Annotated in this window: 23 protein-coding genes; 7 read left to right on the top strand and 16 right to left on the bottom strand. The window is 63.8% G+C overall.

The features are described from left to right. Positions 1-70: 70 nt before the first annotated feature. Positions 71-1,237, bottom strand: a complete 1,167-nt coding sequence (locus tag WC739_RS14955; RefSeq protein ID WP_372953810.1) for an isobutyryl-CoA dehydrogenase — start codon at positions 1,235-1,237, stop codon at positions 71-73. Between the two features lie 134 nt (positions 1,238-1,371). On the opposite strand from WC739_RS14955, the gene WC739_RS14950 reads away from it, so the two are divergent. Both WC739_RS14950 and WC739_RS14945 read left to right on the top strand, forming a co-directional pair. Beyond that, the gene (locus WC739_RS14950) at positions 1,372-1,986 is read left to right on the top strand and encodes a dimethylsulfonioproprionate lyase family protein (RefSeq protein ID WP_372953809.1); all 615 of its coding nucleotides are present in this window, start codon (positions 1,372-1,374) and stop codon (positions 1,984-1,986) included. Then, the gene (locus WC739_RS14945) at positions 1,986-3,458 is read left to right on the top strand and encodes a cobyric acid synthase (RefSeq protein ID WP_372953808.1); all 1,473 of its coding nucleotides are present in this window, start codon (positions 1,986-1,988) and stop codon (positions 3,456-3,458) included. Before WC739_RS14950 ends, WC739_RS14945 begins: the two co-directional genes overlap by 1 nt. Positions 3,459-3,530: 72 nt before the next feature. On the opposite strand, the gene WC739_RS14940 is transcribed toward WC739_RS14945, so the two are convergent. Beyond that, complete coding sequence (locus tag WC739_RS14940) at positions 3,531-3,701, bottom strand: hypothetical protein (RefSeq protein ID WP_372953807.1); 171 nt, start codon at positions 3,699-3,701, stop codon at positions 3,531-3,533. A 52-nt stretch (positions 3,702-3,753) separates the two neighbouring features. Continuing rightward, on the bottom strand, positions 3,754-4,539 hold the full coding sequence (locus WC739_RS14935) for a TSUP family transporter (RefSeq protein WP_372953806.1): 786 nt from the start codon (positions 4,537-4,539) through the stop codon (positions 3,754-3,756). 133 nt (positions 4,540-4,672) lie between these two features. On the opposite strand from WC739_RS14935, the gene WC739_RS14930 reads away from it, so the two are divergent. After that, on the top strand, positions 4,673-5,104 hold the full coding sequence (locus WC739_RS14930; RefSeq protein WP_372953805.1) for a TerB family tellurite resistance protein: 432 nt from the start codon (positions 4,673-4,675) through the stop codon (positions 5,102-5,104). A gap of 28 nt (positions 5,105-5,132) precedes the next feature. Here WC739_RS14930 and WC739_RS14925 read toward each other — a convergent pair whose 3' ends face one another. The 5 genes from WC739_RS14925 to WC739_RS14905 form a co-directional block, all read right to left on the bottom strand. Beyond that, on the bottom strand, positions 5,133-6,755 hold the full coding sequence (locus WC739_RS14925) for an ABC transporter ATP-binding protein (protein ID WP_372953804.1): 1,623 nt from the start codon (positions 6,753-6,755) through the stop codon (positions 5,133-5,135). Then, on the bottom strand, positions 6,752-7,621 hold the full coding sequence (locus WC739_RS14920) for an ABC transporter permease (protein ID WP_372953803.1): 870 nt from the start codon (positions 7,619-7,621) through the stop codon (positions 6,752-6,754). Before WC739_RS14920 ends, WC739_RS14925 begins: the two co-directional genes overlap by 4 nt. Then, the gene (locus WC739_RS14915; RefSeq protein WP_372953802.1) at positions 7,618-8,565 is read right to left on the bottom strand and encodes an ABC transporter permease; all 948 of its coding nucleotides are present in this window, start codon (positions 8,563-8,565) and stop codon (positions 7,618-7,620) included. The genes WC739_RS14920 and WC739_RS14915 overlap by 4 nt, the downstream gene beginning before the upstream one ends. 139 nt (positions 8,566-8,704) lie before the next feature. After that, positions 8,705-10,183: an ABC transporter substrate-binding protein gene (locus tag WC739_RS14910; protein ID WP_372953801.1), complete on the bottom strand. Its 1,479-nt coding sequence runs from the start codon at positions 10,181-10,183 to the stop codon at positions 8,705-8,707. Positions 10,184-10,322: 139 nt separating this feature from the next. Beyond that, entirely contained in the window at positions 10,323-11,603 is a 1,281-nt protein-coding gene (locus WC739_RS14905) for an acetylornithine deacetylase/succinyl-diaminopimelate desuccinylase family protein (RefSeq protein ID WP_372953800.1), read from the bottom strand. Positions 11,604-11,819: 216 nt separating this feature from the next. On the opposite strand from WC739_RS14905, the gene WC739_RS14900 reads away from it, so the two are divergent. From WC739_RS14900 to WC739_RS14890, 3 genes are all read left to right on the top strand, one after another. Beyond that, positions 11,820-12,248 (top strand): L,D-transpeptidase, encoded by a 429-nt coding sequence (locus WC739_RS14900; protein WP_372953799.1) that lies wholly within the window; start codon positions 11,820-11,822, stop codon positions 12,246-12,248. Between the two features lie 288 nt (positions 12,249-12,536). Continuing rightward, positions 12,537-13,745: an ATP-grasp domain-containing protein gene (locus WC739_RS14895; RefSeq protein WP_372953798.1), complete on the top strand. Its 1,209-nt coding sequence runs from the start codon at positions 12,537-12,539 to the stop codon at positions 13,743-13,745. 132 nt (positions 13,746-13,877) lie between these two features. After that, positions 13,878-15,095, top strand: coding sequence for an NAD(P)-binding domain-containing protein (locus WC739_RS14890; protein ID WP_372953797.1), 1,218 nt, complete (start codon positions 13,878-13,880; stop codon positions 15,093-15,095). Here the strand turns inward: WC739_RS14890 and WC739_RS14885 are convergent. The 8 genes from WC739_RS14885 to WC739_RS14850 all read right to left on the bottom strand — a co-directional run bounded on the left by WC739_RS14885 (position 15,074) and on the right by WC739_RS14850 (position 24,842). Then, positions 15,074-15,913 carry a class I SAM-dependent methyltransferase gene (locus WC739_RS14885; protein WP_372953796.1) on the bottom strand — a complete coding sequence of 280 codons (840 nt, stop codon included), beginning with the start codon at positions 15,911-15,913 and terminating at the stop codon, positions 15,074-15,076. The two genes, WC739_RS14890 and WC739_RS14885, sit on opposite strands and share 22 nt — an antisense overlap. Positions 15,914-16,055: 142 nt before the next feature. Continuing rightward, a complete protein-coding gene (locus WC739_RS14880) occupies positions 16,056-17,051 on the bottom strand; it encodes a lipid A biosynthesis lauroyl acyltransferase (protein ID WP_372953795.1) in 996 nt (331 codons plus the stop codon). Between the two features lie 3 nt (positions 17,052-17,054). Next, positions 17,055-18,083 carry a zinc-binding dehydrogenase gene (locus WC739_RS14875; protein ID WP_372953794.1) on the bottom strand — a complete coding sequence of 343 codons (1,029 nt, stop codon included), beginning with the start codon at positions 18,081-18,083 and terminating at the stop codon, positions 17,055-17,057. A 36-nt stretch (positions 18,084-18,119) separates the two neighbouring features. Continuing rightward, complete coding sequence (locus tag WC739_RS14870; protein WP_372953793.1) at positions 18,120-19,397, bottom strand: beta-ketoacyl-ACP synthase; 1,278 nt, start codon at positions 19,395-19,397, stop codon at positions 18,120-18,122. Positions 19,398-19,444: 47 nt separating this feature from the next. Beyond that, positions 19,445-20,635 carry a beta-ketoacyl-ACP synthase gene (locus tag WC739_RS14865; protein WP_372953792.1) on the bottom strand — a complete coding sequence of 397 codons (1,191 nt, stop codon included), beginning with the start codon at positions 20,633-20,635 and terminating at the stop codon, positions 19,445-19,447. 56 nt (positions 20,636-20,691) lie between these two features. After that, positions 20,692-20,973: an acyl carrier protein gene (locus WC739_RS14860; RefSeq protein ID WP_006335407.1), complete on the bottom strand. Its 282-nt coding sequence runs from the start codon at positions 20,971-20,973 to the stop codon at positions 20,692-20,694. 201 nt (positions 20,974-21,174) lie between these two features. After that, positions 21,175-21,723 carry a histidine phosphatase family protein gene (locus tag WC739_RS14855; protein ID WP_372953791.1) on the bottom strand — a complete coding sequence of 183 codons (549 nt, stop codon included), beginning with the start codon at positions 21,721-21,723 and terminating at the stop codon, positions 21,175-21,177. Positions 21,724-21,821: 98 nt separating this feature from the next. After that, on the bottom strand, positions 21,822-24,842 hold the full coding sequence (locus WC739_RS14850; protein ID WP_372953790.1) for a caspase family protein: 3,021 nt from the start codon (positions 24,840-24,842) through the stop codon (positions 21,822-21,824). Between the two features lie 144 nt (positions 24,843-24,986). Between WC739_RS14850 and WC739_RS14845 the strand changes: the two genes are divergently transcribed. Continuing rightward, positions 24,987-25,171 (top strand): AEC family transporter (locus WC739_RS14845; protein WP_372953789.1); only part of this gene is annotated, 185 nt, incomplete at its 3' end.

Here is a 25,171-nt window from a genome sequence, read left to right as displayed (position 1 = left end):
GGATTGCCCATATTGCCGAGGCCGATAAAGGCGATCGTGGTCATTGTTTCACTCCCGGAAGTTGTTGGCTTCAGCGGCCGATAAGCGCCCGCGCGATGATGACGCGCATGATCTCGTTGGTGCCTTCGAGGATCTGATGCACCCTTAGGTCACGCACCAGTTTCTCGATGCCGTAATCATGCAGGTACCCGTAGCCGCCGAGCAACTGCAGCGCGTCATTGGCGACGGTGAAGCCGGTGTCGGTGACAAAGCGCTTGGCCATCGCCGACCATTTGCCGGCATCGGGCGCCTTGTGGTCGAGTTTCGCGGCGGCGGCATAGAGGAAGATGCGCGCCGCCTGCAGTTCGGTCTCCATGTCGGCCAGCCTGAACTGCAGCGCCTGGAACTGGCTGATCCTGGAACCGAAGGCCTTGCGCTCGCCAGTGTAGGCCAGCGCCTTGTCGAGTGCCGATTGCGCGCCGCCCAGCGAGCAGGCGGCAATGTTCAGCCTGCCGCCGTCGAGCCCGGCCATGGCGATGCCGAAGCCGGCACCTTCGCCCGACAACAGGTTTTCCGCCGGCACCTTGCAATCCTCGAAGATGACCTGGCGGGTCGACTGCATGTGCCAGCCCATCTTCTGCTCGTTGGCGCCGAAGGAGAGGCCTGGCGCATCCTTGGGCACGACGATGGTGGAAATGCCTTTAGGCCCGTCCGCGCCGGTGCGCACCATGACGGCATAGACGTCGCTGTCGCCGGCGCCGGAAATGAACTGCTTGGTGCCGTTGAGGATGTAGTCGCCGCCGCTCTTCACCGCGCGCGTCTTCAGGGCGGCTGCGTCGGAGCCGGAGCCGGGTTCGGTCAGGCAATAGCTGGCCAGCCACTCCATCGATGCCAGCTTCGGCAGGAAGCGCTGGCGCTGCTCGTCATTGCCGAAGCGGTCGATCATCGAGGCCACCATGTTGTGGATCGAGATGAAGGACGAAAAGGCCGGGTCGGCGTGCGACAGCGCCTCGAAGATCAGCACGGCATCGAGCCGTCCGAGGGCGGAGCCGCCGACATCGTCCCTGACATAGATGCCGCCGAGCCCCAGCGGCCCGGTTTCCCGGATGACGTCGGCGGGAAAATGCTTGTCGCGGTCCCAGTCGAGGGCGTTCGGTGCGACGCGGTCGGCGGCGAAGGCTCGCGCCATCTCCTGGATGGCCCGCTGTTCCTCGTTGAGTTCGAACTGGCTGGTGCTCGCATCGACCGCGGCGTCCATGGCGTGCTCCTTGGGTTGGCGTGCTGGCCTGTTGTTTTTGGCTTTGCGCGCGTAGCAATCTAGACCAATGATGGCGTCGCGCAACCCGACCCACCGCGGAGCGGCTGTGCGCCAGTGCATGCCCGGAGCGAGATGTGACGACAAGATTTGACGAACTGCTGGGCCGGTTCCGCGCCTGTCTCGCCTCCGTGGATGACGCCTTGGTGCGCGACGCCGTGGCGCGCATCGGCTGGGAGATGCCGCCCCGCGCGCTTGGGCCGCATCCACTCGCCTGCCTTCGCCATCTCGATCGTGCGGCCGCGTTGGCGCCGCCCGATGCAAAGCCGCTGTTGCAGTGGGTGGCGCAGCGGCGCAACGAATTGCATTGGGGGCAGACCTATACGGAAGCGGATTTCGGCAAGAGCTTCATCGACAATTATGGTTGGCTGGAGGTGCTGGGCACGCGCGGCCATTTCGCCAATGCCGAGGTTGCGGCAGGCCTGCTGATCCTTGGGCCCGATATCGTTTATCCCGACCACCACCACGTCGCCGAGGAAATCTATATTCCGCTGACCGGCGGCACCGAGTGGCGGATGGGCGAGGGCGGCTTTCGCCGGCGGGATGCCGGCGAGGTCGTGCACCATGCGTCCAATGTCAATCACGCCATGCGGACCGGGGAGGAGCCACTCCTGGCGCTCTATATCTGGCGCGGCGGGCCGCTGGCGCAGAAATCCACGATCACCGGAACCGCTTTGCAGGGCCGGCGCTGATGGCCAGGGCGATCATGCTGCAAGGCACGGGTTCGGACGTCGGCAAGACGGTGCTGGTGGCGGGGCTGTGCCGGGCCGCCAGGAACCGCGGGCTGAAGGTGCGTCCGTTCAAGCCGCAGAACATGTCGAACAATGCCGCCGTCGCCAACATACCAGGTGACAACAAGGCCGGTGGCGAGATCGGCCGCGCGCAATGGCTGCAGGCGATCGCCTGTGGCGTCGCGCCGTCCGTGCACATGAACCCGGTGCTGCTGAAGCCGCAGACGGATATCGGCGCCCAGGTCATCGTCCAGGGCAAGGTGTTCGGCGAGGCACGGGCGCGCGACTACCAGGCCCTGAAGGGTCGGCTGATGGATGCGGTGCTCGACTCCTGGGCGAAGGTCGGCGAGGGCGCCGACCTCGTCATTGTCGAGGGCGCCGGCTCGCCGGCCGAAATCAACCTGCGCAGCCGCGACATTGCCAATATGGGCTTTGCCACCCGTGCCGACGTGCCGGTGGTGCTGGTCGGCGACATCGATCGCGGCGGCGTCATCGCCTCGATAGCCGGCACCCATCTGATCCTGCCGGAAGAGGACCGGCGCATGATCGTCGGCTACCTCATCAACAAGTTCCGTGGCGATGTCTCGCTGTTCGATGACGGCCTGAAGGCGATCGAGACATTCACCGGCTGGCGCTGCTTTGGCGTCGTGCCATGGCTGAAGGCGGCGGCACGGCTGCCCTCCGAGGATTCGGTGGTGTTGGAGCGGCTGGCGTCCGGTGAGGCACGCGCGCTGAAGGTGGCCGTGCCGATGCTTGGCCGTATCGCCAATTTCGACGATCTCGACCCGCTCAAGGCCGAGCCACAGGTCGAGGTCGTCTTCGTGCCCCCAGGAAAGCCGCTGCCGGCGGATGCCGGCCTGGTGGTCATTCCCGGCTCCAAGTCGACGATCGGCGATCTCCTGAAATTTCGCGAGAATGGCTGGGACCGGGATATCGCCGCGCACCGCAAGCGCGGTGGCCATGTGGTCGGCATTTGCGGCGGCTACCAGATGCTTGGCCGTGTGGTGCGCGATCCCCACGGCATCGAGGGCAGCGTCACCGAGGCCGAAGGGCTCGGCCTGCTCGACGTCGAGACGGTGATGGAGCCGGAAAAGACCGTGCGGAATATCAGTGCGCGATCCGTGCCGTTCGACCTGCCGCTGGAGGGCTACGAGATCCACCTCGGCCGCACCACGGGCCCGGACACCGTAAGGCCGTCGGCAACCATCAACGGCATCGAGGACGGCGCGATCTCCGCCGATGGGAAGGTGATCGGCACCTATCTGCACGGCCTGTTCGGCGCCGACGAATTTCGCGGGAAATTCCTCGATAGCCTCGGCATCAAGGGCGGCGGCATCGACTACCGCGCCGAGGTCGAGCGAGCGCTTGATGAGGTCGCGGTCGAGCTGGAAACCCATCTCGACTGCGATGCGATTTTTGCATTGGCGCGTTAGGATCGCTGGGTGTTCGAATCAAAAGCGCCCGGCTTTTCACCGGGCGCTCCGTGTCTCCCCGGATTGGAGTTGCTACGCGCCGCGCATCAGGCAGCCAATGGCCAGCACGACGAAAGCGATGGTGACGATCCAGACCGAGGCCAATGGAATGAACGCAAGAATGCCAAGGGCGGCGAGAACGCCGATGATGGCGATGACAACGGAAATGATGAAAACAATTTGGGTAGGTGCGCTGAGATTCATGGCTGGCTCCTCCGGCATGATTCGAACAGCGGCATTCTATCAGTCGGCGTGATCACACACCAATCATGACGCGCATGGGGTTGGCCGGATCGGCCAGCAGCTTCACGGCAAGCGCCAGGCAGACGATCACCAGCAACGGCTTGATCAGCCGTGCGCCGATGCGCATGGCCAGGCTGGCCCCGACGCGGGCGCCGAGGAACTGGGCAATGCCCATCATCAGGCCGATCTTCCAGTAGACGACGCCGAAGGCGGCAAAGACGATAAAGCCGCCGATGTTGGAGGCGAAATTGAGCAATTTCGTATGCGCCGTCGCCTTCAGCACGCCATAGCCGGCGAGCGCCACGAAGGCCAGCATGTAGAAGGAGCCGGCTCCCGGACCGAACAGACCGTCGTAGAAGCCGATGGCCGGCACCAGGGTCAGTCCGAACAGGAACGGCGACAGGCGTTCGGCACGATCAATGTCGTTCATGTTGGGCTTGAGCGCGAAGTAGACGGCGATGGCGATCAACACGATGGGCAGGACCGCGCGCAGAATGCCGCCCGGCACGACCGTCGCCAACAAGGCGCCAATGGCGCTGCCGACAAGTGCCAGCAGTGCCGATGGCAATTGCCGGCGCAGGTCGACATGCCCCCTCGACGCATAGTGGATGGTCGCCGAACCCGAGCCGAACATGCCTTGCAATTTGTTGGTCGCGAGCGCCTGGACCGGCGTAAAGCCGGCAAGCAGCAGCGCGGGCACCGTGATCAGTCCGCCGCCGCCGGCGATCGAATCGACAAAGCCCGCGGCAAAGGCGGCGAAGGCGAGCATGACGACGGTGTGGGTGGCGAGATCGAACATCGGATCGATGGGAGCAGTCGGGTGGCGGGAGGATCGGCGGGCGTCGGGACGATCGGACGGGTTCGATCACGCCAATCCGGTTTGCGCAAGACCGATTTCGCGCTACCTATGAGCGAATCGGAAAGGGACCAAGATGGCGTTCGCACTGCTGGACCAGATACGCTCGATCTTCGATGGTGACCCGGGCGTGCGCAAGGTGGCGGACGATCCTGTCCTGTCGGCGGAACTCCTGATGCTTTTCCGCATGATCCTGGCCGACGGCTCGGTCAGCGAGAGCGAGATGATTGCCTTCCGGCGCATCTGCAGGGATGCCTTTGGCATTCCGGAAACAAGCATCGACGCCGTCATCGATTATCTCAACGAGTTCGGCTACGAGACCAATGGCTCGCAAGCCATCGCACTGTTCCGCGACCTCGACCTGGACCGTCGCAAACAACTGGCACTCCATATGGCCGAAATCGCCAAGGCGGATTCGCAGCTGGCCGACAGCGAGGTGCGCCTGCTTCGCCGCACGCTCGACCTGCTCGACATCAGCCCGGTCGATGCCGTGAAGCGGGAAGAGTAGCGGCGAGCCGGCTTCAGGAAGCTCTCGCTCAACCCTGTTCGCGCAGGCGCCGCGCGATTGCGATGCGCAGGTCCGGAGCAGCGGCGACAAGAGCCCGCGCCGCCTCGGACCGCGGATGATCGAGAACCTCGCTTGTCTTGCCGCGCTCGACAATCTTGCCGTCATGCATGACCAGCACCTCGTCCGAAATTGCGCGGGCGACAGTCAGGTCATGGGTGATGAAGAGGTAGGCGATGCCGAGTTTCCGGTTGAGTTCGGCGAACAGATCAAGGATCTGGGCACGGATCGAAACGTCCAGCGCCGACACCGGCTCGTCGGCGACGACCAGCTTGGGCCGGGTGATGATGGCACGCGCGATCGACAGGCGCTGGCGCTGGCCGCCTGAGAACTCGTGTGGATATTTGTCGAGGTCGCGCTGGTCGAGGCCGACTTCGTGCAGAGCATGTGCCACCATCTCGCGGCGTTCGGCGCGCGACAGCTTCTTTTCCAGCACGTGCAGGGGCTCGGCGACCAGTTTCTCGACCTTCTGGCGCGGGTCGAAGGAGCCGTAGGGATCCTGGAACACGACCTGCATGTCGCGCCGGGCCGGCTTCAGCTCGGCTTCGCTCCTGCCGGTGATGGTCTCGCCGCGAAACCGGATCGTGCCCGAACTCGGCCGGTCGAGCGCCAGGATCATGCGGGCAAGCGTGGATTTGCCGCAGCCCGAACGCCCGACAAGCGCCACCGACTGGCCCGGCGCCATCGACAGGGAAACACCATCGACGGCGCGGATATCGGGCGCGCGGCTGAACAGCGAGACGCGACGGCCGGGATAGTCGCGCGTCACGCCCTCGACCTCAAGCAACGGCTGGCCTTGGCCCGCGCCATGCGGCCTGGCGCGCTCCGGCACATGCATCGAGGCCTGTGCCAGCTGGCGCGTGTAGGGGTGGAGTTGTGCGGAGAGCGTGCGCGCCGTGTCGCCGGCTTCCATCACCTCGCCATGGCGCACGATGGTGATGCGGTCGGCCATCTCGGTGACAACGGCAAGGTCGTGCGAGATCAGCAGCAGGCCCATGCGGCTCTCCGCGACGAGATCACGCAAGAGGTCGAGGATCTGCGCCTGCAGCACCACGTCGAGCGCCGTGGTCGGCTCGTCGGCGATGAGCAGTTTCGGCTTCAATGCGCAGGCGATGGCGATGACGACGCGCTGGCGCTGGCCGCCCGACAGTTGGTGCGGATAACGCGACAGCGGGAATTCTGCCTCCGGCAGCCCGACGCGGTCGAGCATCTTTCGCGCCCGCTCTTCCGCATCCGCCCGCGTGGCTTTGGTATGCCAGCGTATGCCCTCGGCGACCTGTTCTCCGATCGTCTTGACCGGATTGAGAGCCGTCATCGGCTCCTGAAACACCATGCCGATGTCGGCGCCGCGCAGCGCGCACATCTGGTCCTCGCTCGCGGCGAGGATATCGATGCCGTCGAATGAGACGCGCCCGGTGGCGCGCGCGGCATGGGGCAGAAGTCGCATCAGCGTCAGTGCCGTCATCGATTTGCCGGAGCCCGATTCACCGACCAGTCCCATGACCTCGCCGGACGCTACGGAAAGCTCCATTCCCTTCAGGATCGGTGTGTCGCCGATGGTCAGCGAGAGGTTCTCGATTTCGAGCAAGCTCATCGGCGCCGCCGCGATTTCGGGTCGAGGATGTCGGCGATGCCGTCGCCCAAAAGATTGAGTCCCAGCACGGTGATCACGATCGCCATGCCCGGAAAGATTGCCATCCATGGCGCCACCACCATGCGGGTCTGGGCGTCGAACAGCATGCGCCCCCAACTCGGCATCGGCGGCTGTGCGCCCAGGCCCAGGTAGGACAGTCCGGCCTCGGCCAGGATGGCCAGCGCGAACTGGATTGTGCCCTGCACCAGGAGCAGCGTGGCGATGTTGGGAAGCACGTGCTCGACGGTGATCTGTGTGCTGTTCTTGCCGGCGGCGCGGGCGGCCAGGATGAACTCGCGTGGCCAGATCGCCAGCGCACCGGCGCGGGCAACGCGGGCAAAGACGGGAATGTTGAAGATGCCGATGGCGATGATGGCGTTCACGGCGCCCGGCCCGAAGGTGGCGGTGATCATGATGGCCGACAGAAGCGCGGGGAAGGCGAAGACGAGATCATTGATGCGCATCAGCGCCTCGTCGACGAGGCCGCCGCGCGCGGCCGCAAACGCGCCGAGCGGCACGCCGATGCCCATGCCGATGCCGACCGCGACGAGCGCCACGGCGATCGAATTTCGGGCGCCGACCATGGTCATCGACAGGATGTCGCGGCCGAAATGGTCGGTGCCGAACCAATGCGCCAGCGAGGGTGCCTGCGTCTTGTCCGCTATGACCAGTTTGGTGACGTCGTAGGGCGTCCAGAAATAGGAGACGATCGCCATCGCCAGGATCAGCATGGTGATGGCGAAACCGGCGACGAAGGCGCTGTTGCGGAAAGCCTTGGCAAGAATGCCGCCGAGCGTCTCCTCGGAGATGTCCATATGCAGCGTCACTGCCGGCTTCTCAGGCGCGGGTCGACGATCGCATAGGAAAGGTCGACGATGAGATTGACGGCAATGACCGCGGCGACCAGTAGCATGACAACGCTTTCGACGACGATCAGGTCGCGCTGGGTGATGGCCTGAAACACCAGCCTGCCGAGGCCGGGCAGGTAGAAGACATTCTCGATGATGATCGTGCCGGCAAGCAGGAAGGCGAATTGCAGGCCAAGGATGGTCAGGACCGGGATCATGGCGTTGCGCAATGCGTGCCGCCACAAAACGGCGCGGTAGGGCAGGCCCTTTGCGCGGGCCGTGCGGATATAATCCTCGTTCAGCACTTCGACCAGCGCCGAGCGGGTGACACGCGCCAGGATCGCCGCCTGCGGCAAGGCGAGCGCCACCGCCGGCAGCAGCAGTGATTTCAGCGCCGGCCAGACGCCGGCGCTCCAGCCCGGGAAGCCGCCTGCCGGGACGAGCCGTAGCCAGACCGCGAACACATAGATCAGCATCAGCGCGAACCAGAAATTGGGAATGGCGACGCCAAGCTGGGCGACGCCCATCGCCAGCGTGTCGCCGGCCTGTCCGCGCCGGCCGGCGGAAAACAGGCCGACGGGAATGGCGATGATGGTGGAGAGCGCAAGGGCGATCAGCGCCAAGGGCAGCGATACGGCAAGCCGCTCGCGCACCAGATCGAGGACCGGCACCGAATAGGTGTAGGAGCGGCCGAAATCGAGGCTGAGCAGCCCGCCGGCCCAGTGCAGGTAGCGCCAGGGCAGCGGCGCGTTCAGGCCCATCTGGTCGCGCAAGAGCTCCACCTGGTCGGCGCCGGCGTTCATGCCCAGCATCAGCCGCGCCGGATCACCGGGGAGGACCTCGAGCACCGCGAACACCACCATCGAGGCGAGGACCAGCGTGGCGATGGCGGTGGCCAGGCGCTTGAGGAGGTAGGCGGTCATGGGAGGTTAGGGGACGATGTGCTGCCCGAGGCAGACAACAGGTGACGATATCGTTTTACGGTGCCCCCCTCTGTCCTGCCCGACATCTCCCCCTCAAGGGGCGCGACAGAGCGCAAACGCCGCCTATTGGCCAACACCCTCACTCGCTCCACTTCACCTTGGTCAAATCATTGGCCTGGATCGGCGCGTTTTCCCACAGGCCTTGCAGTTTGGCGTCCCAGACGCCGACCTTGGGCAGTTCGTAGAGGAAGCCGACCACGGCGTCGTCGGCGAGGATTTTTTGCGCTTGTCCCAGCAATTCCTTGCGCTTGGCTTCGTCGGAGGTGAGGTTCAGGTCAGCGATGACCTTGTCGAAGGCCGGATTGTCGTAGTTGAAGTAATAATCCTTGCGCGAATAGATATCGATGTCGTTGGGCTCGGTGTGCGAAACGATGGTCAGGTCGTAATCCTTCTTGGTGAACACCTGGTCCAGCCATTGCGCCCATTCGACCGGGATGATTTCCAGAGCGATGCCGACGTCGCGCAGTTGCGAGGCGATGATCTCACCGCCGAGCCTCGCATAGGATGGCGGGGGCAGTTTCAGCGTCGCCTTGAAGCCGTTTGCCAGGCCCGCCTCCTTCAGAAGCTGCCTGGCCTTGGCCACGTCATGCGGGTAGCGGCCGGTCAGGTCGACATAGTCCTTGCTGGCCGGCGACATGTGCGAGCCGATCGGCAGGCCGAGGCCGGCCGAGGCGCCATCGATGATCGCCTTGCGGTCAAGCGCGTAGGAGATCGCCTGCCTCACCTGCAGCTTGTCGAAAGGCGGCTTCTTGTTGTTGATCGACAGGATGGTTTCACCTTCGGTCGAGCCGATCACCACCTTGAAGCGCGGATCGTCCTTGACCTGAGCGACACTGTCGGGGTCGAAGAAAGGGAAGGCCTGGATGTCGCCCGACAGCAGCGCCGGCACGGCGGCGGCGGCATCGGGCACGATGCGAAACTCGGCCTTGTCGAGAAAGGCCGGAGTGCCCCAGTAATCATCGGATTTCACCAGCGTGATCGACGACCCCTTGGCCCAGGCCTGGAACTTGAAGGGACCGGTGCCGATCGGCTTTTCCTTGTTGGTGTCGGCTGTCTCGGGCGCCACCATCACCGCGTCGCCCCATGCCATGTTGTACAGGAAGGAGCCCTGCGCATTCCGGAGCGTGACCTTCACGGTCGCGGGATCGACCACATCGACCTTGTCAATGGCCGCGAACAGGCCTTTTTGCGCATTGACCGAATTGTCGGCGCGGGCGCGGTCCAGCGAGAATTTCACGTCACTGGCGTCGAAATCGGTTCCGTCGTGGAACTTCACACCCTTGTGCAGCCTGAAAGTATAGGCTTTGCCGTCATCGGAGATGGTCCAGCTTTCGGCCAGGTCCGGCAGCACCTCACCGTTCGGGCCGATGCGGGTCAGGCCCTCGAACACATTGGCGTAAAGAACCTCATCGATGGCTGCGGCCGCGCCGGCGGTCGGATCGAGGTGCGGCGGTTCGAGCGGAATTCCTATGACGAGGTCGGTGCGCGCGGCGAACGCCGCCGCACCTGTGGCAAGCGACAACACCGCGGCGGCCAGGATGGTTTTCCACACTCTCATCGCGCAACTCCCATAGGCTTGAGGCGTTCGGATAGAAGCGTTATTTCGCCGAGGAGTAAATTACGTTTCGTGCTCCGCGACGACCATGGGGGAAATGTTTTTCCGCATCGGCCGAACGAGTGATCGGCCGCCCTTGGGATCAACCGGTGGCAGTGCCCCGCAGCAACACGTTCAATCCGATCGCCATCACCTTGGCCGATTCGATCATATCCGAGATCCCGACCCATTCGTCCGGCCGGTGGGCGAGGTCGAGAATGCCCGGGCCATAGGCGATGCAGTCATAGAGGTGGCCGATGCGGGCAATATGCTTCTGGTCGTAGGTGCCGGGCGAAATGACGTATTCCGGCTCACGATCGAATATTGCCATGATGCCTTGCGCCACCGCCTTCACAACCGGCGCGTCGCGCTCGGTCATCAGCGGCAGCACTTCCATGATGTCGCGGATCTCGTAGTCGAACTTCTTGCGCTCGCGTTTCAGCCGGTCGAGGATTGCGGTCACCTCGCTCTTCACCGTGTCGAGATCCTCCTCGAGCAGGAAGCGGCGGTCGATGGTCAGCCGGCATGAATCGGGGACGTTGGGCGAGGGCAGGCCGGGCCGGAAATCCTCGGTCTGGCCACCATGGATCGAGTTGATGTTCATGGTCGAGCGTCTTGCCCCTTCGGGCACGACCGGCATGCGGGTCATCTTGCGGTCGAGCGCCGGGAACAGCTCTGCCTCGAAGGCCTGCAGCACCGCACCCATATGGCGCACCGCATTGTCGCCGAGAAAGGGCATCGAGCCGTGTGCGATCTCGCCCTTGGTCTCGATCTCCGCCCACCAGACGCCGCGATGTCCAAGGCAGATGCGGTCCTTGTTCAGCGGTTCGGGGATGATGACGTGGTCGACCCGGGGCTTGGAGAAATAGCCGAGACGGGCAAGGTGGGCGACGCCGCCGAAGCCTCCGGATTCCTCATCGACCGTGCCTGATATTTCGATGGCGCCGGGAAAGTCCGGAAAGACTTCCATGAAGGCCTCGGCTGCGATGATCGAGGCGGCCAGTCCGCCCTTCATGTCGCAGGCGCCGCGCCCATGCACCTTGCCGTCCTTCACAATGCCGGCAAAGGGATCGACGCTCCATCCTTCGCCGGCTTCGACGACGTCGATATGCGAATTGAAGTGGACGCAGGCACCGGGCGACCGGCCATCGAAACGGGCAACGACATTAACACGCGGGTAGCGGTCGGTGTCGCCAGGCGTGCCTTCGGCGCGGATGAACTCGGTTTCGAAGCCGCGCTTCCTTAGCCGCGCGCCGATATATTCCGCGCATGGCCGGTAGGCGTCTCCGGGCGGATTGATGGTCGGAAAGCGGATCAGGTCGGCCGTCAGCTCGACGACCTCGTCGCGCCTGAGATCGATGGCTTTAAGGAGGCGTTCATTCATACGGGAGAGTTGAGCAGCGATCGGCATCGTTTTGCAAGAGCGATCGGACCTGGCGATACGACGTGTCGTTGCGGCAACTATGGCGCGAAATCGTTCAAATTTGCTGCTTTGGATTGGCGAATTGGTCAAGGACTGTGTGCTACCCGGTTTTCTTGCCGGCAAAAAAATGAAAAACAGCATGAGGGCAGGCAAGGGCAATCAAAGGGGTTTGATCGCATGAAGAAGACAATTCTCATGGCCATCGTGTTTGTCACGATGCTGTTCGGTACTTCGGGGCAGGGTTGGGCAGCCAGCCTCGTTGCAAATATAGACGTGTCGTCGCAGACGATGACAGTCAGATATGGCTTCTCCGTCTACCGCTGGAGTGTGTCCACTGCGCGTCCTGGCTATTTCACGCCGCGCGGCACCTATCGGCCGCAGCGCACGGCCCGTATGTGGTATTCGCGCAAATACCACATGTCGCCGATGCCCTATTCCGTGTTCTTCCATGGCGGCTACGCCATCCATGGCACCGGCGCGGTCAGGCAACTCGGCAGGCCGGCCTCGCATGGCTGCGTGCGGCTGCACACCGCCAATGCCGCGGCCTTCTATGCCATGGTGCGTGAAGTGGGCTTCGGCAACACGCGGATCACCGTGACGAACTAGCGGCTATCGCTTCGTCGCGGTCCTGTGTCGATGGGGTGAACGATCTCTGCGTCTTCACGACGCCCGACAGAGCCGCTGTTGGTTTTTTGCAATCGGGCCGACCGACGGCATTCTGTGGGGGATGCCGACTTTCATTACCATGTTGAAAGCATTGGTGTGAGACTTTCGGCCGGTAGCGGCCGCGGCTGGCGAGCTTTGTCACACTGGATGCCTTCTTGCGCTTTGCGGGCCAGTCGATCCGGCACACCTGCAGCCTCGCCGCCGCGCATCGATTGCCGGAATTGAAAGATGCCTTCCCAGCTCAAGACAAACGATCGCCTTTCCGGCCGGCCACCCGGAGTGGTGATCCTTGGCGGGGCGCACGGGACGCTGGCGCTGGCGAGGAGCCTTGGCCGCCAGAAGGTGCCTGTCTGGCTGGTGAGCGCCGATACGCCCTTGCCCCGGTTCTCGCGTTATGCGCACAAAACGGTGACGTGGTCCGGGCCCGAGCACGGCGGCGCTGTCGCGTTCCTGCTCAAGCTGGCCGCGACCGAGGGTCTGGGAGGGTTCCTGCTGATCCCTGGCGGCGACCCCGAAGTCAAGCTGGTGTCGCAATCCATCGATCAATTGTCGGCAGTGTTCGACGTGCTGTCGCTGCCCTGGGAACAACTGAAATGGGTTTGTGAGAAACCGCTTCTCTATCGCCGCGCTCGCGAACTGGAGGTCGCGTTTCCGCTGACCTACGAATTCGCGTCGCTCGACCAGGCAGTGGCGGCCGAGATCCGCTTTCCCGTCGTCCTCAAGCCGAATATGGGCGGCGGCAGCCGCCTGGCGCGGGAAAAAGCCATTCTGGCCAACGACCGGGCTTCGTTCCTGGCGGCCTACCGATCGGCGGCGGACGAAATCGGCGTCGAGAATGTCGTCGTCCAGGAAATGATACCGGGTGGCGGGGAAAGCCAGTTCTCCTACGCTGCGCTCTGGAACCGGGGGGCGCCGGTAGCGGAATTCACCGCCCGCCGCACCCGGCAATATCCGGTCGACTTCGGCTACACCAGCACGTTCGTCGAGGTCGTCGATGAACCGCGATTGATCGACATCGCGCGCCGGCTGCTTGGTTCGATCGCGCATCACGGTCTGGTGGAGATCGAATTCAAGCGCGATCCGCGCGACGGATCGATGAAGATACTCGACGTCAACCCACGGCCCTGGAGCTGGTTCGGGCTTGCCGCGGCCGCCGGCGTCGATCTCGGCGCCATGCTTTGGGCGATCAAGTCCGGCCGCACGGTCCAGACGGTTTCGGCGCGCCCTGACACATCCTGGATGTATTTGGTTCGCGACATGGTGGCGGCCGGCACCTTGATCACGCGTGGACGGCTGGCCAAGCGTGCCTATCTCAGCTCGTTCGCCTCGGTGCGGGCATGGGCGACATTCTCGGCCAGCGACCCGCTTCCAGGTTTGATCGACATGCCGTTGACCGCATGGAGGGTGTTGACGAGGCGGATCCTTCGTATCCGGTGAAGGATAATTAACCGACAGCGGCGGTTGATCCTTCGGTCGCGACAGAACGACGAGGATCTTTTCCGCATTCTTAACCCGGGGACGTTTTAGGTCGAGACATCGTCCAGAGGTTTTACCCGCGAGATCAATGACATGAGCGCTTCCATGCACAGAAACGGTTCCGAGGTGGCTGTGATCGGTGCCGGCCCGTTCGGGCTGGCAGTCGCGGCCGCCCTCAAGGCATCGGGGATCGAAACCCTCACCTTCGGCGGCGCGATGTCGTTTTGGCGCGACCACATGCCGAGAGGCATGAGGCTGCGCTCGCCCTGGCATGCCACCTATATCGGCCAGACGGAAGGTCCGCTTTCGCTCGATGCCTATGCGGAAGGCCTTGGGATCTCGCCGCGCCAACCGTTGCTGCTGGAGAATTTCGTCGACTACGGACTATGGATCCAGGCGCGTACGGTTCCCGATCTGGATACCCGCGCGGTACGCAGCGTCGAAAAGGCGAATGGCGGGTTTCGTCTCGCGCTGGCCGACGGCGACAGCGTCCATGCGCGGCGGGTGGTCGTCGCCACCGGCCTGATGAACCAGCAAATGATCCCCGAAGTCTTCAAGGGATTGCCCGGCGCACTGGTCAGCCATGCCAGCGAGCACTCGGGCTTCGAGGCGTTTCGCGGCAAGCGCGTCGCGGTCATAGGGCGAGGGCAGAGCGCCTGCGAATCCGCCGTTTTTCTCAATCGCTGCGGGGCGGAGGTCGAACTTGTCTGCCGTGGCGACATCCATTGGCTTGGCCATCGGGCCCTGTCAGGAAAGCAGGGCTGGAGTTTGCGCGACTTCGCATCGGAGCGTCTTGCGTCCCCGTCTCGGGTCGGGCCGTTCCCGCTGTCCTGGCTCTGCGAGGTTCCAGGCTTCGTGCACCATTTTCCGGAGGCGGCGAGGGCCGGGCTCAATAGGCGAAGCCTTGGCGCGGGCGCCACAGGCTGGCTGAGGCCTGGTTTCGAGGGAATAAAGGTCAATGCCGGCCGCACGATCACCGGTGCGTCGGCCAAGGACGACGGCATCGAGTTGCGGTTCGAAAAGGGTGTCGCAACCTACGATCACGTCCTGCTGGGGACCGGCTACAAGATCGATATCGAGAGGCTCGGGCTGTTCGGGCGCGATATGCTTGCCGCGATTGGCCGCCGGGAGGGTTTGCCGATCCTGTCTGCAGGGCTCGAATCCAGCGTTCCGGGCCTGCATTTCGTCGGCGCGAGCGCGGTAGGCAGTTTCGGCCCCCTCATGCGCTTCACCGCCGGCACGCCATTTGCCGCGCGAACCGTCGCGCGTTTCGTGCGACAGGAAGCGGGTCAGCGCCGCGAAGCGGCCTGAATCCGAAAGACCGCGTAGTCGATGGTTCGAACCGCATCCAGGAAGCGAGGCATGGGCGGCACCGGCAATTCGGTGAACATGCCGGTCGAGCGGATCGCCGGCCTTGCCCAATCGATGGCCCGGTGGCTTGAGCTGCCATAGATGACGAAGCAGTCGCGTGGCTGCTGTTCAAGCGACGAGACAAGGTTCTTGAGCACGATGTCGAAAACGTCCTTTGAAAAGGGATTGTAGAAATAGACCACCAGGGGCGCTTCGGGAAACTCATAAGCCGCCGCATCCCCCTCGACGACGCTGAGTGACCGGCATTTTTGCGAGGGGTCGGAGAAGTGCCTTATGTTGTCTCTGGCGATTTCCACGAGCTCTCTTGCGAACTCCACGCCAATGATGGTCGAAAACGGATAGAGCGATGCCAATAGCAGGGTTCGCGATTTGCCGGAACCGATGTCGATGAATGCATAGTCCCGGAGATCCCGGGGCAGCGACCGCATGATGAAGTCGAAGGTCCTCGGCGACGTGCAGACGGCTTCGTTGCCCTTGCCGCGATGCGGGCCGACGACATCGAGGGCGTCGAGCTGGATCGATCCGGCCGTATCGACGCCGTACCGGCGGTCCCATTTGCGAGCCAGATGGTCGGCGAGGATATGACGGACGTTGCGACGGACGAAGCCGAGGCTCGCGCCCAGTCCGTGCCGGCGGACGAGCCTGACCGGCTCCAGCAAACCCCGCTGACGAATATGCGACAAGGCCCGGCCGAGACGGCCAGACGATCGATCCTCGAGGCCAATTCTTTCCGGGCGCGGCATCTCGATATCTGTCATGCAACAGGCCCCCATCCAGCCACGATCACCGTCCGGATATGCACCGAGGGCCTTTAAGATTTCCTGACCGGTAACGCTACGAATGTCTGCATTACCACGCTGATGGATTTCAGGCTGGCAGGCTGACCCACCAGGCCGCCACTCAGTCGACAGCTACTGGCGCTTTTGCCTGTCGACGGTTATTCGGCCGCCAGCGGCTGATCTCCCATCTCTTGTGGAACCACATCCATTGGCCGGGGTCTTCGCGCACCCAGCGCTCAACCACGTCGTTGAGAAGCTGCGTGGTGGCTGGAACGTCGACACTGCCGTTGGCGGTGCGCGGCAGGGTCAGCTTGTCCTCGATCTCCAGGCGGAAACGGTTGCCCGGCAGCCTGATGCAGCGCGCCGGGTAGACATCGCACTCGTAGTGACGGGCAAGGGTTCCCAGCACGCGGTTGCTCTGGCAGGGACGGCCGAAGAATGTCGTGTCCAGTCCGTTGGTGAATTTCTGGTCGACGAGGATGCCGATGTTGCCGCCATTCTCCAGCACGCCAGCCAAGGCGAATGAGGCGCCGGCCATCGATGGCAGCAATGATCCCATGGTCGAGCGGCGCGTCGAAAGAATGTAGTCGGCAAGGTAGGGGTTGTTCGGCGGACGAAACAGGGCCGTGATGTTCATGCCGAAGGTCGCCGCCGCCACCGGCAACAGCTCGAAATTGCCGAGATGGCCTGTGAAGACGATATGCGGCCTTTGTTCGCTGGCGATCTCGAAGAAGTGCTCTTCCCCCTTGACCTCGACCCGGCCGGGCTTGATGGCCGCGGGGTCATAGTCGAACAGGGCGTCGAGAAAGACGTATTCGGCGGCGAGGCGGGCCATGTTGCCCCACATGTCAGAGGCGATGGCCTGGATCTCGCTTTCGCTCTTTTCCGGATAGGCCTTGCGCAGATTGTCCACGGCGACCTGATGGCGGCCCACCCAGGGGCCAACACGGCGCGCGACGCGGTCGGCGAAATTGAGGGCGCTGTCGGCCGGCAACAGGCGCAACAGTGAAATGATCAGCATTGCCACGCGCGCCACCAGCCAGTAGTTCAGGTGGCGCAGATGTCTGCCATAGCGAAACCGGAGATCCCGGCGGAATTTCTTCGACACCGAGGTCAAGCTCTAGCCGACCCGGAGGATGATCTTGCCGAAGACGTCGCGGCCTTCCATGCGCTTCAGCGCGGCATCGATATCGTCGAAGCCGACTTCGGTGTCGATGACAGGCGCGACCTGTCCCGCAGCCATTTTCTGCATGGCGTTGGCCATGTTCTCCATGCGGCAGCCGAAGGAGCCGAGCAGCTTCAATTGCTGCTGGAAGAGCTGCATCAGGTTGATCTGCGTCGACACGCCCGAGGTCGAACCGCAGGTCACCAGGCGGCCGCCGCGTTTCAGGCACAGCATCGACCCGGGAAACGTGTCGGCGCCGACATGTTCGAACACGACATCGACGCCCTTCTTCCTGGTCAGCTTGCGCACGACGCCCTCGAAGCGGTCGTCGCGATAGTTGATGACATGGTCGGCACCGAGCGCCTTGGCCTTGTCGATCTTGTCGTTGGAGCCGACCGTGGTGATGATCGTGCAGCCCATCCGCTTCGCCAGCTGGATGGCAGCCGAGCCAATGCCCGATCCGCCCGCATGGACAAGGATGGTCTCGCCGGGCTGCAGCTTGGCATTATCGAACAGCATGTGCTCGACCGTGCCGAAGGTGACGGGCGCTACTGCCGCGCCGATGTCGGTCACGCCGGGCGGCGCGGGGACCAGCAGGCGTGCCGGCAGGTTGATCTTCTCCTGCGCGAAGCCGTCGAGGTGGAAGCCGTGGACACCGGAAACATGTTCGCACAGATTGTCGCGGCCTTCGCGGCATGCGCGGCAAAGGCCACAGGTGCGTGCGCCATAGATCGACACCAACTGCCCGGGCAGGAGGCCCGAGACCCCTGGTCCGACCGCCTCGACTTCGCCGGAGGCTTCCGCGCCGACGACCAGCGGCAGCTTGCGCTTGGCGAAAGCCATGCCGCGCCAGCCCCAGACGTCGATGTGGTTCAGGGCCACCGCCTTTATGCGCAGCGTGACCTCGCAGAGTGCGGGCGGCGGCGGCGGCGGCAGGTCCACCGTTTCAAGGCGGCGATCCTCGATGAGTTGCAGTGCGCGCATGGAGCCTGTCGGTTCTGTTGAGCGGAAAGCGCTCGCTTAGACCGGTTCCCGCGCCATGACAAGGCAAGTGTTCTGGCCGCCAAAGCCGAACGAGTTCGACAGAACGCTGCGAACCTCGGCGTTGCGCTTCTTGTTCGGCACCACGTCGAGCACGATGGCCGGATCCGGATTGTCGTAGTTGATGGTCGGGGGAATGACGCTTTCGCGCATGGTCATCAGCGAAAACGCCGCCTCGACCGCGCCGGCCGCCGACAGCGTGTGGCCGATCATCGACTTGTTCGAGGATACCGGCATCGAGCCGATACGATCGCCGAACACGGTCGACAGCGCCAGATGCTCCATCTTGTCGTTCTCCGGTGTCGACGTGCCATGAGCGTTGACATAATCGATCTCGTCTTCACCCAGCCCGGCGTCGGCGAGGGCGGCGCGGACGGCGGCAATGGCCGGCGAAGCGTCCGGCTTCGAGCGGGTTCGGTGGAAGTCGTCGGCCTTTTCGCCGCAACCGCCCAGGATGCCGAGGATCGTCGCGCCGCGAGCCAATGCCGCTTCAAGCGATTCCAGCACCAGCGCCCCTGATCCTTCGGCGAGCACAAAGCCGTCGCGATCCTTGGAGAAAGGCTTCGATGCCTTTTCGGGAATGTCGTTGTGGGTGGAAAGCGCTGACAGCAACGAGAACCGGATCAGGGCCTCGGCCGTCGCCGAGCCGTCGGCGCCGATCGACAGTGCGCGGTCGCATTCGCCGCGCCGGATCGCCTCGACGCCGAGCTGGATCGCGGTGGCGCCCGAGGCGCAAGCCGTCGACAGTGTGATCGGCAGGCCGCGTGTGCCAAGGCGATCGGCAAGCCTGTCGGCGATCGCCCCGAATTGGGTGGTCTCGAACATGTCAAGCTCTTTCAAGCCGCGGGCGACCCGGAGCATTCGCTCGGCCGCACTGTCATCCCCGTCCTTGTCTGAATTGTAGAGCGAGAAGCGCTCGCTCCAGTCGAGCTCGACCGGCGGCGAGGCGAGGAAGAGCGGTCCGCCGAAATCGCTGGAATCAAGGCCGGCTTCGGCGACTGCTTCGAGACCGGCAAGCTCGGCCAGCTCGTAGGTGAGGGCGCTGGCGCCTCTGGAACTCGACGGCAGGAAATCGACCATGCCGGAGATGCGGGTGTTCAGCTGATCGATCGGAAAGCGTGTGATCGGGTGGATGCCTGACTTGCCGGAGGTCAAGGCCGCCCAATTGTCGGTCTTGCCGACGCCAAGTGATGTCACGACACCGATGCCGGTGACAGCGACGACGGGCCTTCCCATGTGATCGTTCAGATTGGCCATTAAGGAGCCCTCGACCGTTTATCGTTGCGGCATCAAGACTGGTCGCCCTAAGCGGCGTTGACCAGCGCCATGCCCTCGAATTGGTGATAGCCGATGGCCGTTGCAAGGACGGTTTCCGGAATGCCTTCGAAAGGCTTCTCGGCTCCGGCATCAAAAACAGGGTATGCGGCCTTGCGTTCGACGGCGAGAGCCGCGAGCGCCACGGCAAACGGAAACTGTGCTTCCTTCAAATGGCCGGTCAGCGTCGAGAAGCCGCGCACGGCTATCAACGGGTTGGCGTCGAGCGCCGTCTTCTCGGCCGTGGTCGCCGCATGGGCGCCCGATGCACCCGACAGGGCAAGCAGCCTGCCGTCCGGCAAGGCGGCCTGCTTGAGCAGGGCGGCGATGCCGGCATCGAGTTCGCCCCGCTGGCGCCTGGCGCGGCCGGAAACGATTGGCCCAAGCTCGGCGTAGATCTTGCGGCCCCGGCTCATCGCCTGTTCACGTTGCTCGAGCACGAGAAAGGCGCCGCCGGAGCCTGTCACAACGCCGCCGCCCTCGGCACCCTGTCTTTGCCAGACGGGTTTCCACGGGCCGCGATGCAGGTAGCCGGCCAATTCATAGCCAAGCAGCATGTCGGAATGTTCGGTCTGGAACGCGCCGCCGACCAATATGTGCGTCGATTGGCCGGAGCGGATGCGCGCGGCGGCCGTCTCGACGGCCGCGACGCCCGCGCCTTCCTCGCCCATGAATGTCCTGGACGAGCCCGTGACCTTGTGGACGATGGAGATGTTGCCGGCGAGCAGATTGGAAAGCTGGGCCAGGAACAGCGTTGGCCGCAATTCGGTGGTCAGCTTCTCGTTGAGCAGCACGTCGCGGTCGTTGCGGTTTTCCGAAGCAGCCAGGATGGCGGCATCGACCGCCTCGTCGCGCTCGCCTCCGCCGGCGGCGACAACCATGTCCATGCTCGCGCAGAGCTGGTCATTGCCCTTGATGCCGGCGTCGTCCAGGGCCAAGCCGGCCGCATAGGTGCCGAGCCTCTGCCATGTTTCCATCTGGCGCTGGTCGCCGCGCTTGGGGATCTGCAGGTTCCAGTCGATCTCGGGCAGCGGATGGACGGTGTAGGGGGCGAACCGCGCTGTTTCCAGCACAGGCGTCGCGCCCGGCTGGATAAGCTTTTGCCAATGGGCGTCGGGGCCTTCTCCCAGTGAGGAGACAAGGCCGATACCTGTAATGACGACGTCGCGAGGGCTGCTCATGGGCGGCTTTGTGGGTCAGGCGGCAGAGCGCGTCAAGGCCGCGCGCTTAACTGGCCTCAGGCGTTCTTGGCGGCCACCAGCGCGTCGATCTTGGCGCACAGGTTCTTCATGACGAAATAGTCGTCGGTCGAAGCCTTGCCGTCATTGACTTCCTGGGTCCACTTTTCCAGCGGCACCTTGATGCCGAATTCCTTGTCGATGGCGAACACGATGTCGAGGAAATCGAGGCTGTCGATGCCGAGATCGTCGATCGTGTGGCTCTCGGGGGTGATGGTGTCGATATCGATCTCGCTGGTATCGGCAATGATCTTGGCGACTTTGTCGAACGTGGTGGACAAGGGCTTTTCCTTCGGTTGCGGGTGGAATCTGTCCGCATGTGCTGGGCGCTGTCTAATCGGTTTTTCCCGACAGGAAAAGGCCTGTCGCGCCGCATGCGGATGGGGAGACACCTTCTGAAACACAAGAATGGATGAGGGGTCGGCCGGCGAGTTCCGCCCGTGACTTCGAGTCGGCCGCCGCCCATGGCATCCGATCGCTCCTCAAAATGTGACGCGACCGAGCACGCGCAGGGTGTCGCCTTGCGGTTCGACGACCACGGCCTCGCCTTCGCGCGGCGAAATGCCGGTCAGCGCCACGATGTTCTCAAGATGGGTGACCATGACCAGGTTGTCGGAGCCCGAATAATCGCGGATCTCCTTCATGATCGCGGCGATTTGTTCCGCCTTCTGGGTGTCATCGCCCTTCAGGAGGTCGAGCGGTGCAAAGGGCTCAGGCTCGGTCTCGAAGGCGATGCGCGCGGTCTCAAGACAGCGGCAATAGCGGCTGGACAGCAAGCGCTCGATGGGAGCGGCGCGAGCCGCGAACAAAGCGCCGATCTTGCTGGCCTGCTGCTTGCCGCGCGCCGACAGGTTGACCTGGGTGGGACAGCTGTCGATGTTGAAATTGGCCGGGTCGGTGGTGCCGGTGACCATGGCATGGCGAAGCAGCACGACATGGCCGCCGTCACGCAGCAGAGCCCAGCCGGCATCCGTCGCCTGGGCGGCGGCGGGGATGGCGAGCAGAAGCAGCGCCAGCACAAATCGAATCATCGGCTATCCTTATTCGGGTCCCGGCAATGGGATCCGGTGACAGGACATATAGGGGATGGCAAAGCCAGCCGAAAGACAAGGCGCCGCCGGCTGGCGCCTCACTTCTTCGCCAGTTGCTGCCTCACGAGATCGATTTTCTGGTCGGTAAGCGGGATGGGAATGGTGTAGCCGGCTTCGGTAAAGCCCTGCTTGGCGTTCTCGAAGAACTCGATGGCCTTGAGATATTCCGGCTTGCCGCCGCCATAGCTGGCGCGGTTCCAGTGGATGTCGCCCAGATTGTTCTGTTCGAACGCCCACTGCAAGGGTTGGCTTGCGCGCGTGAAGACCTTCAGCGTCGCCGTGAAAGCCGCCTCGGCTTCGCCAAGATATTTGTCGGTCCGTTCCATGGTGCCGAGATTGAGCAGGCTCATCCCGATGCCGTTCTGTGCATTGGCCCAGTCGACGGGGGCCGCTTCCATTGTCAGCACTTCGAGTGCCGCCCTGCGTGCGGCGATCGAATCCTGCAAGGCGCTGAGATCGCCATTGCTCATGCTCAGCCAGTGCAACGTCGAGCCCAGGCCAGCCTGGGTCAGCGCCCATTGCCGCGGATTTGTCTCGCGCTTGTATTCGCGCAGCGCATTGCGGTAGGCGTCTTCGGCCTCGCTGTAGTGCTCGGGCTTGCCCGCAACGCCGCCCAGCAATTGCAGTGTGTTGCCGAGATTGTAGTAGCTCATGGCCCAATCCTGCGGGAATTTCCGCCTGACATAGACCTGCCGGGCTGCCTGGAAGGCAGCTGCCGACTGCTCGAGCTTGGCCCCGTCACGGGTGCGCTGGCCAAGCGTCTGGTAGATCGAGCCGAGATTGTTCTGCGCCGAGGCCCAATCCAAGGGGAAGCGCTGCCGGGTAAACACCGTCAGCGCATCATCATAGGCCACGGCGGCCTCGTCGAGGGCGCTCGTGCCCATATCGAAGCGGGCGCCGCCGCTCAGCGCGTTGCCGAGGTTGAGGCGGCTGGTCGCCCAGGACACCGGAAAGGTGTCGCGGGTTCGCACCTCCAGCGCAGCGCGGAACGCGTCGGCGGCCTCGTCGATCCTGGCCTTGTCGTTGAGCTGGATGCCAAGTGTCACCAGCGTGTTGCCGAGATTGTTCTCGACCATCGCCCATTCCACCGGAGTTTTGGCGCGCGTGTATTCTTCGAGCGCCAGCCGGTAAGCGGCTTCGGCCTGCTTCAGGTGCTCTCCGGCGGGGTCGCGCTCGCCGAGCGCATAGAGCGCAAGGCCGAGATTGTTCTGCGAAGACGCCCAGTCCAGCGGCACCTTGTCGCGCGGACGCTTGTCGAGCGTGGCGCGCATCGCCGCCACCGCCTCATTCAGGTGCCTGGGGTCGCTCTCGCGCTGACCGATCTTCAACAAGACATTGCCGAGGTTGTTCTGCGCTGCGGCCCAGTTGCGATCGTCTTTCTCGCGCTCGAAGACGACAAGCGAATCGCGAAAGATCTGTCCCGCCTCTTCGAGATGCGCGGTTTCGGTCTCGCGCTCGCCAATGGTTTGCAGCACCACCGCCATGTTGTTGCGGGTGATCGCCCAGTCGCGGTTCTGTTCACCGTTGGGGATGAAGTTCAAGATGACGCCGTAGGCTTCGATCGCTTGCTGCAATGCACCGAGATCGCCGCTGGCGTAGCCATAAGCGTTGAGCGCCTCGGCTTCCTGGTTCTTGTAGTTCCAGCGCAGCTTCTCGTCCCATTTCTCGACCAGCGAGAACGCCTTGGCGTAGTCGTTGGCGGCGGATTTGTAGTCGAAGATCAATGCCGAGGCGTCACCGCGTTTGGCATAGATGGCGGCGTCGGCAATGCGCTTCTGCTTGACCAGTTCCTCGGCCTGGTCGACCGCATCGCTGTTGCGCTCCACCCTGCCGACCGCGTCGTCGAGGAATTTGCGCGCCGTCACCATGGCCCCTTGGCTGATGGCCTTGTCGGCCGAGGCGACGAGACGGGTGATCTCCGGATCGTTGGTACTCAGCGCATTGCGTTCCGCCACCATTTTCTTCAAGCGCTCGGCCTGGGCGTTGAGCACCTTCTGCAGGTCTGTCGGATCTTCCGGGATGTTTTCGGTTCCGAGCGCCCTCAGCACGCCATAGAGCGTGTCCAGCGGCACGCTCTCCTGCAGGGAGGCCAGCTCCACCTGTGCCCGCTTGGCGTCCGGCAGGTCGGAAATGGTCAACAGCAGCTGCCGCCTTTCGCCGGTGATCAGCCCGTCATCCCCGGTTGGCTCCGGCGGCGCCACGCCGAAATAGAGCAGACGGCGCAGGCTTTCATTGACCCAAGGACGTTGCCTGGCCTTGGTATCGAGATAGACCTCTTCGGTTACCATGCGCATGACCGAACCGAATTCCGTGCCTTTCATCGCCGCGAGATGGCGCAGCAGCGCGGCCGCATAGGGGCTGTTCTCGCCGGCGGCACCGTCCAGCGCCGGGCGGCCCGGTTCGGCGGCGAAACCGATTACCGTGCCGAGGCTGTCGTCGGTCGCCGGGGCATTGCCGAGAGCCTTGGCGCCGCGCACCGATTCCAGCCCTCCCGCGCCTATGGGCGAGGCGGATGCGGTTGGCGCGCGCCGCACCACGGCGTCAAGCGGAAACGGATTGGTGCGGCAGGCATCGAGCAACACGATGGTCACCGGCACGGTCTTCTTCAACTCGTCCATGACGGCGGAGATCGGCACCAGGGCTGCGTCGGCGTCCTTCAGCGACGATATGTCGGCATCGACCGGGACGAGGTAATTCTCGCCGCCGGCCTCGATGCCGTGACCGGAATAGTAGAGGAAGGCGACATCGGCGCCTTCGGCATCCTCGGCGAACCGTTCGAGGTCACGCTTTAGCTTCGTGGCGTCGCGGTCGGTGACGTTGCGGGCATCGAAGCCGAGGTCAGTCAGCATCTTGGCCATGTCGCGGGCGTCATTTGCCGGATTGGGCAGGGCGGCGATGTGCTCATATCGAGACTGGCCGATGATGAGCGCCACGCCCTTCAGGCTTTTCGTTTCGGCGCCCCCGAGCGCCGTCGCCGCAAGGCAAAGCAGAATGGCGGCAAAGGCCGCCAGCCCTGCGTGCCGGAAAAAGCCGCGTTTCGAGATTTCGACAAATGCCATTTGCCGGTCGTGTCCCGCCCGATGAACCCAAACCCTCTATAACCCTGCCAGCCGACGATGATCAAATTCAGGCATGATCGAATTCGGGCATGATCGAATTGGGGCGCGATTGCGCCGCGCGCACGGCTCGCCTATCCCTGAAAGATGTCGCCGCTTACCGAAACTGTCCTGTTCGTTTTCAGCGTTGTCGCGCTCGGCTATCTCGCCGGGTTGACCGGCTACCTGAAGCCGGCGAGCGGCGAGGGGATATCCGATTTCGCGGTGTCGGTGGCGGTGCCTCTCCTCCTGTTCCAGACAATGGTGAATGCCGATTTCCACGGCGTTGCGCC

Source organism: Mesorhizobium sp. (assembly GCF_041661565.1).
Taxonomy (GTDB): domain Bacteria; phylum Pseudomonadota; class Alphaproteobacteria; order Rhizobiales; family Rhizobiaceae; genus Mesorhizobium.
This window is presented reverse-complemented; position numbering and strand designations above follow the sequence as displayed.